The 14,193-nt window shown below is 61.9% G+C and carries 11 protein-coding genes; 8 read left to right on the plus strand and 3 right to left on the minus strand.

The window, feature by feature from the left end; translation table 11 throughout:
- The first annotated feature begins 3 nt into the window (after window positions 1-3).
- Complete coding sequence (locus H2O65_RS08200) at window positions 4-1,086, plus strand: sensor histidine kinase KdpD (RefSeq protein ID WP_182141235.1); 1,083 nt, start codon at window positions 4-6, stop codon at window positions 1,084-1,086.
- 203 nt (window positions 1,087-1,289) lie between these two features.
- Here H2O65_RS08200 and H2O65_RS08205 read toward each other — a convergent pair whose 3' ends face one another.
- Together H2O65_RS08205 and H2O65_RS08210 are read right to left on the minus strand one after the other, a co-directional pair.
- Complete coding sequence (locus H2O65_RS08205; RefSeq protein WP_182141236.1) at window positions 1,290-1,826, minus strand: hypothetical protein; 537 nt, start codon at window positions 1,824-1,826, stop codon at window positions 1,290-1,292.
- Between the two features lie 61 nt (window positions 1,827-1,887).
- Window positions 1,888-2,865, minus strand: coding sequence for a linear amide C-N hydrolase (locus tag H2O65_RS08210; protein ID WP_182141237.1), 978 nt, complete (start codon window positions 2,863-2,865; stop codon window positions 1,888-1,890).
- Window positions 2,866-3,081: 216 nt separating this feature from the next.
- On the opposite strand from H2O65_RS08210, the gene H2O65_RS08215 reads away from it, so the two are divergent.
- The 7 genes from H2O65_RS08215 (at window position 3,082) to H2O65_RS08245 (ending at window position 12,876) form a co-directional block, all read left to right on the plus strand.
- A complete protein-coding gene (locus H2O65_RS08215) occupies window positions 3,082-3,708 on the plus strand; it encodes a DUF4956 domain-containing protein (protein WP_182141238.1) in 627 nt (208 codons plus the stop codon).
- On the plus strand, window positions 3,705-4,532 hold the full coding sequence (locus H2O65_RS08220; protein WP_182141239.1) for a polyphosphate polymerase domain-containing protein: 828 nt from the start codon (window positions 3,705-3,707) through the stop codon (window positions 4,530-4,532). The genes H2O65_RS08215 and H2O65_RS08220 overlap by 4 nt, the downstream gene beginning before the upstream one ends.
- Window positions 4,529-6,328 (plus strand): carbohydrate-binding domain-containing protein, encoded by a 1,800-nt coding sequence (locus H2O65_RS08225; protein WP_182141240.1) that lies wholly within the window; start codon window positions 4,529-4,531, stop codon window positions 6,326-6,328. The genes H2O65_RS08220 and H2O65_RS08225 overlap by 4 nt, the downstream gene beginning before the upstream one ends.
- A gap of 9 nt (window positions 6,329-6,337) precedes the next feature.
- Window positions 6,338-7,084 carry a response regulator transcription factor gene (locus tag H2O65_RS08230; RefSeq protein WP_182141241.1) on the plus strand — a complete coding sequence of 249 codons (747 nt, stop codon included), beginning with the start codon at window positions 6,338-6,340 and terminating at the stop codon, window positions 7,082-7,084.
- The gene (locus H2O65_RS08235) at window positions 7,081-8,586 is read left to right on the plus strand and encodes a cell wall metabolism sensor histidine kinase WalK (protein WP_182141242.1); all 1,506 of its coding nucleotides are present in this window, start codon (window positions 7,081-7,083) and stop codon (window positions 8,584-8,586) included. The genes H2O65_RS08230 and H2O65_RS08235 overlap by 4 nt, the downstream gene beginning before the upstream one ends.
- Window positions 8,587-9,879: 1,293 nt before the next feature.
- The gene (locus H2O65_RS08240) at window positions 9,880-11,361 is read left to right on the plus strand and encodes a carboxylesterase/lipase family protein (RefSeq protein ID WP_182141243.1); all 1,482 of its coding nucleotides are present in this window, start codon (window positions 9,880-9,882) and stop codon (window positions 11,359-11,361) included.
- Between the two features lie 33 nt (window positions 11,362-11,394).
- On the plus strand, window positions 11,395-12,876 hold the full coding sequence (locus tag H2O65_RS08245) for a family 20 glycosylhydrolase (RefSeq protein ID WP_182141244.1): 1,482 nt from the start codon (window positions 11,395-11,397) through the stop codon (window positions 12,874-12,876).
- Window positions 12,877-13,392: 516 nt separating this feature from the next.
- Here the strand turns inward: H2O65_RS08245 and H2O65_RS08250 are convergent.
- A complete protein-coding gene (locus H2O65_RS08250) occupies window positions 13,393-13,965 on the minus strand; it encodes a biotin transporter BioY (RefSeq protein ID WP_220458738.1) in 573 nt (190 codons plus the stop codon).
- Between the last annotated feature and the right edge of the window lie 228 nt (window positions 13,966-14,193).

Consider the following 14,193-nt stretch of genomic DNA (forward strand, 5'->3'; position numbering starts at 1 on the left):
CACATGCGGGATCATGGTGTTGAGGCCGGGCAGTCGGGCACACGCGACAAGGCGGGTCCCCCGAACTCGGGCCCTTCAGCAACGCGCGAGAGCGCGGGTCCCTCGGCTACGGATGACCGCCAGGTGCGCCGCGCCGCGCTACGTGTCGGGGCTGCCGTCGGTGTCACCGCCACCCTGGTTATTGCGGCGATCGCCCTCGTCACACTGCTGCTCCTGGTTGCAGTTTCCCGCGAAGCTCCCGGCGGCTCACGCCCTCCCAGGCGAGGTGGGGGACGCGGGGAATGGGCCGAGCGTGTTGTCAACGTCGGAGAGGTCGTCCCCCTGATCATTGCCCTGGCGCTAGTCGGGATTATCCTCCTGGCTCTTGTTGCCTGGTTTGCATCCCGAAGCGCGACCCAGCCCCTCGCCGAAGCGTTGCGGGTGCAGAGAAATTTCATTGCTGACGCCAGTCACGAGCTGCGCACGCCACTAACCACCCTCGACAGCCGCATTCAACTGGCGCAACACCGACTGGATCGTGGTGGTGACGTCGAGGGCGTGCTCAAGGAGCTGCGTCGCGATGCGGGAGCACTAGAGCAGATTCTCAGTGACCTGCTTCTTGCTGCAGAAGCAACGAGCGTTGGACCTGAGAAGGCCGTTGCGGTCGACGTTTCCGCTGCGGCGTCGGAAGCGGCCCGTCTCACCGCGGGGGTCAGCCAGGTGGACAATGTGAGCGTTGCGGTCCATGTGGACGAGGGCGTTTTTGTCTTGGCCACGCCCACCGCTATGGTTCGTGCCCTCGTCATTCTTCTGGATAATGCGCTTGGGCACTCCCCGGCCAACTCGACTGTCAACGTCACAGCGCGACAGGTGGGGCCGCACGTGGAGATCCGGGTCAGTGACCAAGGAAGCGGCATCGTTGGTACCGCGACCGATCAGATCTTTGAGCGTTTCTCAAGGGGGGACGCGAGCCGCCGCGGCTTTGGGTTGGGTCTCTCCCTGGTGCGCGACATTGCTGAGAGGTTGGGAGGGCGTGTGCTGGTTGAACGCACCGATGCAGCCGGCACGACATTCCTGCTGGTCGTGCCAGCCGCGTCACCGCGCTAGAGCGGCCAACGGGTCCGACCAACAGGGCCGGGTCGGCCATAGCGAGCCCGCTAGGCCCAGCTCGCCTGGAATCACACCGTTATGCAAGCCGGGCTGGCTCGCCAAGGCGTACCCGGCCCCCTAAAGGCACGGGCGGGTGCGGTGGTGAAGATGGCGCGCCCGGAGGTGAGGACGGCGAAGCTCGCTACCGGGCAATCCGTTCCTTAGGACTGGGCTCCCTCTTCAACAACGGACTCCTCGAGCAAGCGCTCGCTGCGCATGCCCCGATCGCCGCGACCGCCTTCGCGAGTGAAGGTTTCTTCACTCATCTCAATGCGTTCCCGACCACCGCGGGCTCCCCCGGTTTCGCGCTCCTTAAACTGGCTGATCGTTGTATCGCTTGACCAGTCTGCGCGCCCGCCGCGACCATCACGACCATCGTGACCACCGCTGACTAGTCCCGCTATGGCAAGGATCAGAGCAAGGAACGCGACCGATGCCCCGGCGATTGCGATCACGAAGGAGGCAATCCCCATCTTGCGGCTCACGGGCTGCTCCGGACGGACCTGCGCCGACACGGGCGATTCGAGGGCAGCCGCCTGAGGGTCGGCTACCCCGGGGGTCGACTGTGAGGCTGGTGCATGAGGGTCTGGCGCACCCGGGGTTATGGGCGCCGCAAACGTCTCGGTCGGAGTGTCCCCACCGAGTACCGCTGTGTCGTCGTTTGGATTGCTTACCTGGTTCTTCTCGGAGTCATTCATGTCTTAGAAACTACGAGGCCGATTCCAAGACAACTCCAAGAAAACCCCGGAGTGAGTCAGCTCACCCGACAGAGAAGTCGAACAAGTCCGTGTCAACCAGCGCATCAGACTGGTTACCGAGTTGCGCCTCCGACCCGTCCAACTTCAAGCACTTGACGGGCGCCCCCACCGAGACGTCCAACTTTGAGAAGTCCAACCACACCGGGTACGGGCTGGTACTCGCCTGGAAGTAGTAGCGCAGATCGGTGTGGTCGCGAATCGTCGTCCAAATTGTTGGCGCAACATTGGGACGCTCCGGATCCACCGTGCCGTATGGCTGTGCAGCATTGCGAACTACAGAGAGAATCTCGGCGGCAGCCTTATCCGCGCTCTCCGTCGTTGGCAAAGCACCCACGTAGTAGGACGCCCGCACAAACCTGTCCACCGGCGCTGTCGTTCCCGGCAGTGGAAGGTCACCCCCGAACCCTTTGTACTTCTTGAGGTTCTCCAGCTGCTGGTCATAGGTCGGAGAGTTTGTCAGCACCGTGAACTCCGTTCCGTGGTGGATGGTGAAAGCCCCATCTATCACCTCGAGTACCGCCACATCCCCCGTTGCATCACTGAGCTGCAAGTGAATCGTCGTTGAGCGACCCGGCGTGATCTCCGCCGTCTGCAGCTGGTAAGGATTGGTCTCAAAATCAGCCACGGCCTCAGCCACAGTCGCGAAGTTATCCAAGTAGTACTGACACCAGAACGAAATCACCATTAGCGGCAGCGACTCATCCCGCGGACCATAAGTGGACTCGGAAAGCCACAGGGCAGACGCCGCCAGACCGGCCTCATTCAACCCGTCAGCCGTACCAATCCCGTAGGCGCTTGCGGCGACCGAGCCATACTTTGATGTCCACTCGAGGACGTTCGCCTCCGACTCTGGCCCAGCCCGATGGTGTTGCCCCGCCGGAATCACCCACAGGTCCGTGTCCATATCCATGGCCCAGTCCATGTTCCGTGCCGAGAAAACCGGTTGACCCTTTTTCGCCCAAACGCACACTGTGCACATGCTTACTCCTCATTGAAGATTTCGACTTCCCAAGCGTACCCAGATATTTGGGCTCCCGTTCATATTCCACGAGGTCGAGCACCCATGAGCCGCATGTTCCGACCAACCCACGGGTTTCTCAGCCACACCTGAGCTTCTTCCAAGCTCCCTCCAAGCTTCGCCGCCTTTGATTACAGCATCAACTCATCACCCCGTGATGAAACCCGGAAGGACACCATGAGCACAGAAATCATGATCGCCATAGACCTTGTGGCAATCTTCATCCTCACCGTTCCCCTCTACTACCGGCGTCATCATCGCCGCGATCTGCTCACGGCATTCGCTGTCCTCAACATTGGTGTCTTCGCCGTCGCGTCGATTCTTGGCAGCGCTTCGATTGGGATCGGGGTTGGCATGGGACTTTTCGGTGTCCTGTCCATCATCCGGCTCCGCTCCACTGAGATCTCTCAGTACGAGGTCGCCTACTACTTCTCGGCCCTATCGATCGGCCTGATTGCAGGCCTTGGTTCCGGAGATCCTCTCACTTCATCCGCCCTCATCGCCCTCGTCCTAGTCGTTGTGGCGCTGGTTGACTCACGAAAAATCCTCCCGGCGTCACGTCAAGAGGAGATGCGTTTGGATCACGCGTTCACGAACGAGGACGAACTGGCACGCCACGTTGAGAAACTGCTGGGCGCAACGGTCACGAACCTGCGTGTCATCAGCGTCGACCTGGTCAACGACACGACCCTGATCGACGTCCGCTGGGTGCGAGACAAGCATTCGCAGCCGCTCCAAACCGAACCTGATCGCCGCACCCGCCCCACCAAAACCATCCACCTAGTATCGGAGGCAACTCGATGAGCATCGCAACCCCGCTGCGTCCCGCGCCCGCGTCCACAACCACGCAGACCCTACCTCCCATCGGCTTGGCGGACCTTAACTCCATCGCCTCTCTCCAGGCCCGTGTCGATACCAAATACCTGGTTGACGCAGAAACGGTGGAGGACCTTCCCTCACTGCTACCGCCGGGCTCACGCATCCTGCAGATCGGTGATCTGCAGCGGTTCGCCTACCACTCGGTTTACTTCGATACTCCGCGACTCGGGTGCTACCAGGCCGCTGCCACGGAACGTCGCAAGAGGTTCAAGGTGAGGACACGCGCCTACCTGGATTCCGAGCAAGCCTTCTTAGAAGTCAAAGTGCGCGGGTCGCGAGGCATCACTGAGAAAGCGCGCATCCCCCACGACTTCGACCGGCTCGATCAACTGGATAAGAAGGACATCCAGTTCGTCGAATCCGTGTTGCGCAGGGCACAGATCGATCACACCGTGGCACGCACCCTGTCACCATCCATCGCCACGGGCTTCCAACGCTCCACTTACGTCTCACCAGGCTACTTCTGCCCAACCAGGACCACCGTGGATACCGCCCTGTACTGGGAACAGTTGCGCGAGGACGGTTACGGCGAACCTCACGCCATGATCTTCCGTCCCACTGTGGGAATCATTCAGACGAAGAGCCGCTTCGTCTCAAACTCCGTCAACCATATTCTCTGGGATCAGGGGATCCGCCCCCAGCCAATCTCGAAGTACTGCACCGGCGCCGCCCTGCTTGACCCCAGGTTGCCCGCGAACCGCTGGCACCGTTCCCTGCAGACACTTGTTACGCCCTCGGAGTCAAAATGAGTACCTCTAGATCCCCCATCGGCACGGCCAGCCGCACCCTACGACAGTCAAACAGTGGATGGCTCCGCCCCGCTCCAACCTTGGCAGCACTGACGCTCACCTCCGCGCTGCTGGTTGGTTGCACATCTTCTGGAGAGGCGTCCGGCGAGCAGTCCGCAACCAGCGCGGAACTGCGTTCTGATCAGGCAACCAGCCAGTCTGTTGCAAACGTTTCCGACCGCCCCATGACAGTTGAGGAAGCGGTGGCACAGAACCACGACTACTGGACGGTGGACGAGGACGTGCGTGCCGCACAAAAGCCCCAAACCATTACGTTGAAGGACACCGGCGCATCCATTTCTTCGTCCTCGTCCGGCGTGACCATTGAGCCGGGAGTCGTGACGATCACCGCGGCGGGCATGTACACCGTCACCGGCACCTATCAGGGACAACTGGTTGTCGACGCCGGTGATGACGCCCAGGTGACACTGATATTCGACGGTGTGAATATTGCCAACGCGGAAGGACCGGCAGTCCTTCTCACCAGTGCAGATGGAGTCGAAGTCCAGTTGGCAGCTGGATCTCAGAACTCCATCTCCGACGCCGCAACCTATGCCGAGGACGCAGACGAGGACGCCGCCCTCTTCTCACATGTCGATCTCAATATCACCGGCGAGGGCTCCCTGGAAGTGACCGGCAACGGTTCTGACGGGATTGCCTCCAAGGACGACCTCGTCATCACCGGGGGGTCGCTCACCGTGACCGCCGCCGATGATGGGTTGCGCGGGAAAGATGCGCTGGTCATCACGGGTGGCGACGTTGACGTCACGTCCATCGGCGACGGTTTGAAAACCACCAACGAGGACGAAGCCGATCGTGGTTACTTCCTGATCAGCGACGGAAACGTCACGATCGAGGCCGGAGATGACGGGATCGATGTCATTTCCGATGCCCTATTCAGCGGTGGAACCGTGACTGTTACCGGCTCGGTTGAGGGCGTTGAAGCACAAAACATCCTGGTTGGTGGCGGGATTCTTGACGTCACTTCAAGCGATGACGGGCTCAATGCCACGGTCGGATCAACCACGACGGAGGAAACCGCTGACGCGGCCACGGACACTCAAACCGACACCGCTGACGCGGCCACGGCTGCGCGCGGAGCGGGACAGACGGGTGGACAAATGGGCGGCGCTTCGATGGGTGATGACGGCTCCAACCTGGTCCTCTACGGGGGCACCGTGACAATCGATGCGCAAGGCGACGGTATTGACTCCAACGGAAACCTCACCATTAGCGGCGGAGAAGTGACGGTCTTCGGCACCAGCAGCGGTGGTGACGGCGCATTCGATGCCAATGGCACATTCACGCTCAGTGGCGGCGACGTCCTAGCCCTGTCGGCGGGGCAGATGGAGCAGACGCCCTCGGTCGTCGAACAGGCCTTTGTCTCCACTACGGCCAGCGGGTCTGAAACCGTGACGATCACAGCTAACAATGCCGCACTCCGCGATACGGCCACGCCGCGCGCCTTCGGATATGTCTTCTATTCCTCCCCAGATTTGGCCGAGGGCGATGTCGTGACTGTCTCCACGGGATCGTCCTCGGTCGAAGCCACAGCTACGCTGGAAGGTGGCGCGATGGGAATGGGCGGACCGGGCCAGATGGGCGGGCAGGGCCAGATGGGCGGGCAGGGCCAGATGGGCGAGCCGCCCTCGGGAACCATGCCCGAAGGTGGTGAGCCGCCCACAGGCGAACCTCCAGCAGGGGGTCCCGGCGGCGGCACACCTGAGCAAATGGGTGGAACCTCCGATCAAACGTAGGATTTGGGCATGAACAACGAGCAGACCGCCCTTACTCACCTCGACGGCTCCCCCATCCGAGTGATGGTGGTTGAGGACGACCCCCTCCTCAACGAACTCCTCACCATGGCGATGCGGGCGGAAGGGTGGGAGACACACAGTGCAACCCACGGGAATGACGCCCTCGCACTGGCGCGCGATGCCTCCCCGGACGTCGTGATCATGGACATCATGATTCCTGGGATTGACGGGGTGGAGGTGGTGCGCAGGCTCCGGGCTCGCGGGGACGATGTGCCCGTCCTCTTCTTGACCGCGAAGGACGAGTTGCAGGACAAGCTGGAAGGTCTTTCAGCAGGTGGGGACGACTATGTCACCAAGCCGTTCAGCTTGGAAGAAGTAGTGCTGCGTCTGCGCGCGATGGCCCGCAGACGAGTGATATCCATTGTGGAAGCAGAGGACACCCGCCTGGTGGTTGGCGACCTGGTCTTGGATCCACAAACCCATGAGGTGACGAGGGCGGGGACCCAAATCAAACTAACGGCCACTGAATTCTCGCTCCTCAACTACCTGATGGAAAACCCCAGGCACGTCCTTTCTAAAGCACAGATCCTGGAGCGAGTGTGGGACTACAACTTCGACGGCAACGCCAACGTGGTTGAAATCTATGTTTCCTACCTACGCAAGAAGATCGATGCGCTGGGCCCTGAGATGATCCACACCCTGCGCGGAGTGGGATACTCGATTAGGCCCGGTGATGAGGAGGCGGCCGGCGGATGATGACTAAGCAGACTGTCGGCGCATCCTTCCAGGTCAGGTTGGTGGCGCTAATTTCAATCGTCCTCGTCCTTGTCACCGTCGTGATTGGGGCCGTGACCGTCACGCTGCAGAACGACAGTCTGGTGCGACGGGTTGACGAACAACTGGCCAAATCGATGGCCCTCAATCTGGGTCCCGGCGTGCCCGACCAAGCTGAGAGTTTCTGGGTTGATGAGGACGGGACAACTGAGAACCAGCGTATCGGCGCACTCAACCTGATTGTTGTGGGTGGAAAGACCTGGGAGGCACAGGTCATGACGGCAGATGGGAACCTGGTTCGGTTGGATCAGGACACCATCGCGACACTCCTCGCCAGTGTTCATGAGGAGCCGGGCCCCTACAACGTCTATCTCGGTGAACTGGGGATGTACCGGGTCCTAGCCCAAGCAGTCACCGATGGCGAAAATGACGGATACGCCATTGTTGGGCAGTCACTTAGCGATGTTGCGCGAACCACCCGCAACCTGGTCAGCCTCTTTGCCCTGACCGCACTGGCTGGCATCCTGGTTGCGTCCGTCGCGTCGGCCATGATGGTCAGACGCACTCTACGTCCCTTGCGCGCCCTGCAGACAACCGCGGCGACAATCAGCGAAACACCCCTGACCAGTGGTGTTGTCACACTCCCTGAACGGGTGACGGGCAAGGAGTATCAGCCGGGAACCGAAGTTGGCGACCTGGCCGAATCCTTCAACCAGATGATGGACCACGTCGAACACGCCCTCGTCCACCGCGAGCAGTCCGAAGAGAAGTTGAAGCGGTTCGCGGCTGATGCGGGCCATGAACTGCGCACTCCACTTGCCACGGTCAGCGGCTACGCGGAGTTCGCTCAACGTCACAATGATGAGTTGCCCGAGGACGTTCGCCGCTCCCTTGACCGGATCCGCTCCGAATCGAAACGAATGGCGACAATCGTTGAAAACCTGTTGCTTCTGGCCCGACTGGACGCGGGAGAGGTTGCTCCCGAAGGAAGCGCCCTGATCGCACCGATAATCCTCGAGTGCGTCTCAGATGCCCGCGTCACCGGCGCCGACAAGTCCTGGCGTATCGAAGTACCGGACGACGCAGCCCACATTGAGGCGGATATTCCGGAGGACGCCCTCCGGCAGGCATTGACGAACCTCATTACCAATGCTCGGCTGCACACACCGGAAGGTACAACGGTCTGCGTGTCCCTTGCGATGAGCACTGATGTGCAGTGCGTGATCCGGGTCGAGGACGATGGGCCAGGCATATCACCGGAACTAGCGCAGACAGTTTTCGACAGGTTTGTGCGTGGGGATGCTGCTCGTTCTCCGCTGGCGGACACTTGCGCGCCGGGGGAAGCCGCGCCGCGCAGCACCGGTCTGGGGCTTTCCATCACCGAGCAGATTATTCGCAACTCCGGGGGCACGGTGACCTTGGATAGTATCCCTGGTCGCACCGTGTTCTCTATCTGGCTGCCCGTGGCGGGCGGCGGAAAGTAAAACACCAACGCCGGAGAATAGTCAGCCAGCTCCTGAGTGTGTGGGGTCGGCACCGCTGGCGTGCGCCCCGCCTTGGTCCCACACAGGCACCTCGGTCCCACACAGGCGGCGTGCGCCCCGCCTCGGTCCCACACAGGCGCCGCGGTCCCCTAGAGGGGGTTTTTCGGTGCCAGCAAGCCCGCATTCTCTACCCGCGCAGCTCCGAGGACCCCGGAGGGGACCAAGGACGCGCGGACAGAGTGGCTCTTCTGTAAGTTGATTGTTGGCTGGTCGCAGAAGAGGCTGTGGTTATCCTTCTCGCCTTTCCGACAGGCCACCGTTGCCGTCACTACCCGCCCCAAACCGCGAGATCGAATAGTATCGACACATAACGATGTTATTGGACCCGAAACTGTCGATACTATTCGATCTCGCGGAGGCGGGGGTGAGCATGCGCGGGCTGCCAGGCTGTTTGGAGTCGGAGGGCTGGTGTTTTCTTGTTGTTGAGGTTGGTGCTGGCGCTACCCCGCGTCATAACGGAGCGGGTTACGCCTAACGGAGCGAGTTTGGCATGCATAACGGTGTGATTCAAGGCCAAATGGAGCCAAACTCGCTCCGTTAGGCATAACCCGCTCCGTAAGGCGCAACCGGCTCCGTAATGCTCGGGTACCCCGAGCGGCCGGGCATCCAAGTCCCCGTCGCTAGCACCCAAGCGCCCGGCGGCAGCATCCAAGTCCCCGCCGCCGGCACTCAGGTTTCCATCACTGACGCTGCAGCCCCTGTGGCGTAGCAGTCATGGGTCCACATCTCCCAACCCGGACTCACAAGCAGTTTGACACACGCGGTTGGTGCCGCGGGTGTAGGTGGGGCTGCCCCGACGGAGGTGGGGCGGCCCCAGTGCAAGGCGCCCGCGGGGTTCCCCAGCATTGCGGAGCCAGTTGGGGCATACGGAGCCGACTAGGCTCACTCACCCCCGAATCACACCGTTATGCAAGCCCGACCTGCTCCCTATGGCATAGCCGGCTCCGTATGCCCTAACTGGCTCGCTAAGCCCGACCGGCCCCTCGAACACCTCCGTGGCACCGTCCTAGGATTTCGAAACCTCCAAAACTACATCCACCACGCCCTCCTCCACACCGGAGGATTCAACCACCACCTACAGCCCCTTTCATGAAGGGCCCTAAGACACCACCCCCAGCCCCTTCTATAAAGAGCGGACAGAGTCCGGGAAGGCCGCAGCCAGGTGGCCTGGTGGTGAACGCCGGGCGATGCTGAACGCCTGCGATTGTCGGAGGGTCGACATAGAATTGCGTGATGACTAACGGTGAGCTCTTCGTGTACGCCGACGCCCATCCCCCATGCGGCCCCGTTCGGGGTTTCTGGAGACAGAATGAAGGGGCTGACAGTGCCGCGTTCTTGGGGATTCCTTTTGCCCAGCCTCCCGTCGGCTCCTTGCGTTTCGCGGAGCCGCAACCCGTCGCACCGTGGAGCGAAATCCGTGAGGCGCTCCACTACGGCGCGACGGCGCAGAGGACCGACTCAGAAGACTCACTAATCCCGGAGCCAGCGCTGCCGGGTGACTCGACGCTGAATGTCAACGTGTTCACTCCGGCACCGGGTGACGATTCGGCCTCGCTGCCGGTCATGGTGTGGATTCACGGGGGTGGCTTCACCGCGGGATCCCCGGCAAGTCCCTGGTATGACGGGCAGTCCTTCAACAGGGATGGCGTCGTCACAGTCACCATTTCTTACCGTTTGGGTTTCCTTGGTTTCGGTTGGGTCGAGGGCGCCCCGCAGAACCGCGGGATCCTCGACTGGCTGGCCGCGCTGCGGTGGGTGCAGAACAACATCGCGGCCTTCGGCGGTGACCCGGGGAACGTGACGATTGCGGGCCAGTCCGCTGGCGGAGGCGCGGTGCTGACCCTGCTCGGCATGGAGTCGGCGCAATCACTGTTCCACCGCGCCATCTCGGTGTCCGGCGCCCTAGTGGATATCCCCGAAGCAGATGCACGGGCAACAGCGAAGAAGATTGGCGCTGCCCTGGACGTTCCGGCGTCGCGGGAAGCCTTGGACGCAGTTCCTGAATCCGCGATTGAGGAAGCACAGAGCAAGATCGGCGGCGCCAGCATCGCAGAGCTGCGCAAGATCGTCAACGGCGGCCTGCCTTTTGGGCCTGTGATTGACGGGACCCTGCTGAAGCGGCCGACCCTCGAGTCGATGGCGTTGGGTGTCGGCAGCGGGAAGCACCTGCTCATCGGCGCGACAGATGACGAGTTCACAATGATCTTCGAAGGACAGAAGAAGCTCATGCGCTGGGTTCCGCGCTCGGTGCTCAGGCAGCTGGTGGGAGCGCCGGGTGGCACATTTGCTGCCTATGCCCGCGCGAACGCAGACGTGGTTGCTCGCGGCAAGGCTGACCTGATGGGAAGGTATCTGACGGATGCCCTCTTCCGCGTCCCCTTGCTGCGGGTTGCAATGGTCCGCGGAGGGGCGCAAACCTGGGTGTACCAGTACTCATTGAGGCAACCAACGACGGGGTTGGCCGGACACTGCTCGGACGTACCGTTCTGGTTTGATTGTTTGGATGCGCCGCGAGTGGCGAAGTTGCTGGGCGACCACCCTTCCCAGGAACTCGCTACCACGATGCACCAGGCAGCGGTGCGCTTCATCGCGCAGGGTGATCCGGGGTGGCCGCGCTGGGACAACGCCGATGGCCAGGTGATGGTCTTTGATGGCGATCCGCTGGAGGCGGTGAAGGCCGGTGGGTTTGATGAGGTGCGGCCCCTAATGCGGTAGGGCGCCCCCACTGACACCCCTAAACTGGGTGCCATGAGTGCTCTAAACCTGGTCCCACTCCCTGTCAGTGTTGATTTGCTTGGCACCCCACCGTTCGCCCTCGACGACAAGGTCGTCATCGTCGCTGATCCGGCAGCCACAGAGGTCGCGGAGGTCGCCGCCAAGGTCCTCTCGCAAACAACTGGGCTCACGTTGCCCGTTGCATCTACGTCCGAGGGCGGCGACAACGCCCGTGAGATCCGTCTGGTCCTGCCTCCACAAGGAGCGGTTGACGAGGGCGCCCTCGACATGAGCGATGAGGCCTACCGACTTGAAGTCACCTCCGACCTCGTCACTCTTAGCGCCACGACCCCACGCGGTCTGAACTGGGCGCTTGCCACATTGCGCCAGATGGTGACGCCGGGCGAGGACGGGGGATGGGTGATCCCAGCCGTCCTCGTCGAAGATGTTCCCAGGTTCCCGTGGCGTGGACTGAGCATGGACGTTGTGCGTTCCTTCTACACCGTCGATGAGGTCAAGACGGTGGTGGATCTGCTGGCGACGTACAAGATGAATACTCTGCACCTGCACCTCACCGATGACCAGGGGTGGCGTCTGGAGATTCCGGGGCGAGAAGCACTCACGGAGATTTCTGGTGTAACCGCAGGTGCTGGCGGCGATCCGGGTTTCTACACGGTAGAAGATTTTGCGGACATTCAACACTACGCGGCTGCCCGTGGGGTAACGGTGATCCCGGAGTTTGACCTGCCGGGGCACACCAACGCCGCGACCCACGTCTATGGCGAACTAACCCCAAGTGGCGAACCAACCCCCGCATACGACGGGGCCAAGGTTGGTTTCAGCAAGCTGTACCCGGACTTGCCAGCAACGGAACCGTTCCTGCGCGACGTCATCAACTCGATGGCGGAGCAGACGGTTGGCCCCTACATCCACATTGGCGGAGATGAGGCCCTGGAGATGGATTTGGGGAACTACAACGAGCTGGTGACGATGGCAGAGAAGATCGCCCGCGAAACCGGCAAACGTCCCGTGGCCTGGCAGGAAGCGGCCGGGGCGGGGCTTCCGGGGAACATGATCTACCAGTTCTGGGATCCGCGACTCACTCGGGAGGACATGGCGAAGGCAGTGTCCGAGGGCGGCCAGCTGCTGCTTTCTCCGGCCAACCACGTTTACTTTGACATGCAGTATGACGCCGACACACCGCATGGCCAGGACTGGTCGGGGTATGTGGAGTTGCGCGATTCCTACGAATGGGATCCCGTCACTCAGGTCGAGGGCGTCCCGGAAGAGGACGTGGTTGGCGTTGAAGCGACGGTGTGGACGGAGTATATCCATGGGTTTGATGCCATGACGTACATGTTGTTGCCACGTTTGGCTGCGGCGGCGGAGGTCGGTTGGTCGGCCCGTGGGGCCTTGGAATGGGAGTCGTTTGCGGGCAGGATCGCCCCCGAAAGTGCGTGGTGGAATGCGATGGGCGTGAACTGGCACCGCTCGCCGGGGGTGGCCTGGAAGTAGGCGGGCTTTGGGGCGTGCCGCCGGTGCGCCCTCGGGGAGGCCCCGCAACACCCACGCCCTCGGCCGCCACCGTGAAATGTATACGTGGGGGCCAAAACATCGTCTGGGGTAGGTACCCGCGAGGCACATTTCGTCCCCACATATACATTTCGCCGGATCACCTCCTAGCCGCAGGCTGCGAGGCCCATCGGGGACCGCAGCTGCGGGTGGACTGTGCGAACGAGTGTGAGCCCGAACGCCTCTCCGCGAGATCGAATAGTATCGCCACATAACGGTGTTATCGTCTCCGAAATTGGCGATATTATTCGATCTCGCGGAGAGGGGGCGGCCGTGGGCGGGGCGACCCTCGCCGGGGTCGGGGCCGGAGAGTCAGCGGCCGTGGGCGGGGCGCCACCGCGAAATCGCTTAACTCCGCCACATAACAATGTTATCTCGTCCGGATCTGGCGAAGTTAAGCGATTTCGCGGTGGGGCCCGGTGGGGGGGCGGTGGGGGCCGGAGAGGCGGTCGGGCTAGGTTAGCGGGGCGCGCCGCCGACGAGCTTCCACGCGGCCGGGAGCACCGCACTAGCCAACACTGCCTTGATCGCATCGCCGATCAGGAAGGGCACGAGTCCCAGCATCAGCCCCTCGCGCACCCCCACCCCCAGCGAAATCATCAGCCACGGCACCCCCACGGCATAGATCAGAGCAGACCCGACCACAGCCATCGCAAACGCCGACAACACTCGCCGATCCGCCGCGCGTCGCGCCAGGAAGCCAACGGCAATCCCGGCCAGCACGTAGCCAAGGATGTACCCGAACGAGGCCGATGCCGCCCCCGAAGAGAACCCGGCAAACACCGGGACCCCCACTAGGCCAAGCACCATATAGAGGCCCATCGACAACCCACCACGAAGCGGTCCGAGGGCGGCCCCAACCAGCAGGACCGAGAAAGTCGCGAGTGACAGTGGCACCGGTGTGAACCACAGCGGCACCAGGATTTGTGAGGTGACAGCCAGCAATGCTGTGCCCCCCATCACCAGTGCGGTATCTTTCACACGACTGGCTGGAATGAGGTCCGTAAGCACGGGGGAGGTTGTAGTACTCAAGGTGTAACCTTTCGAGTTTTCGTTGCTATTTCGCGGATCTTCGGGGCGACGGAACCAAGTGACAAGCGCCGGATTACTTCGGATTCAGGCTTGCGCCACGCCCAAAAACAGACGTCTAGATCCGCTCCGTCGCCGACGACTATACTTCAGAACTTGAAAGAGTTACTACAAATCTTGAAGTATTAGGGGTGTGGGAATCACAACCCACTGCAGCAACCAACAACCAAG

Origin of the sequence: Schaalia sp. JY-X169 (assembly GCF_014069575.1) — a bacterium.
Taxonomy (GTDB): domain Bacteria; phylum Actinomycetota; class Actinomycetes; order Actinomycetales; family Actinomycetaceae; genus Scrofimicrobium.

Excerpts from the sequence above, each read along its gene's own strand:
- H2O65_RS08200 (WP_182141235.1), top strand. The coding sequence starts at position 4 with ATGCGGGATCATGGTGTTGAGGCCGGGCAGTCGGGCACACGCGACAAG.
- H2O65_RS08240 (WP_182141243.1), top strand. The coding sequence starts at position 9,880 with ATGACTAACGGTGAGCTCTTCGTGTACGCCGACGCCCATCCCCCATGC.
- H2O65_RS08210 (WP_182141237.1), bottom strand. The coding sequence starts at position 2,865 with ATGTGCACAGTGTGCGTTTGGGCGAAAAAGGGTCAACCGGTTTTCTCG.
- H2O65_RS08220 (WP_182141239.1), top strand. The coding sequence starts at position 3,705 with ATGAGCATCGCAACCCCGCTGCGTCCCGCGCCCGCGTCCACAACCACG.
- H2O65_RS08225 (WP_182141240.1), top strand. The coding sequence starts at position 4,529 with ATGAGTACCTCTAGATCCCCCATCGGCACGGCCAGCCGCACCCTACGA.
- H2O65_RS08215 (WP_182141238.1), top strand. The coding sequence starts at position 3,082 with ATGAGCACAGAAATCATGATCGCCATAGACCTTGTGGCAATCTTCATC.
- H2O65_RS08235 (WP_182141242.1), top strand. The coding sequence starts at position 7,081 with ATGATGACTAAGCAGACTGTCGGCGCATCCTTCCAGGTCAGGTTGGTG.
- H2O65_RS08205 (WP_182141236.1), bottom strand. The coding sequence starts at position 1,826 with ATGAATGACTCCGAGAAGAACCAGGTAAGCAATCCAAACGACGACACA.
- H2O65_RS08245 (WP_182141244.1), top strand. The coding sequence starts at position 11,395 with ATGAGTGCTCTAAACCTGGTCCCACTCCCTGTCAGTGTTGATTTGCTT.
- H2O65_RS08230 (WP_182141241.1), top strand. The coding sequence starts at position 6,338 with ATGAACAACGAGCAGACCGCCCTTACTCACCTCGACGGCTCCCCCATC.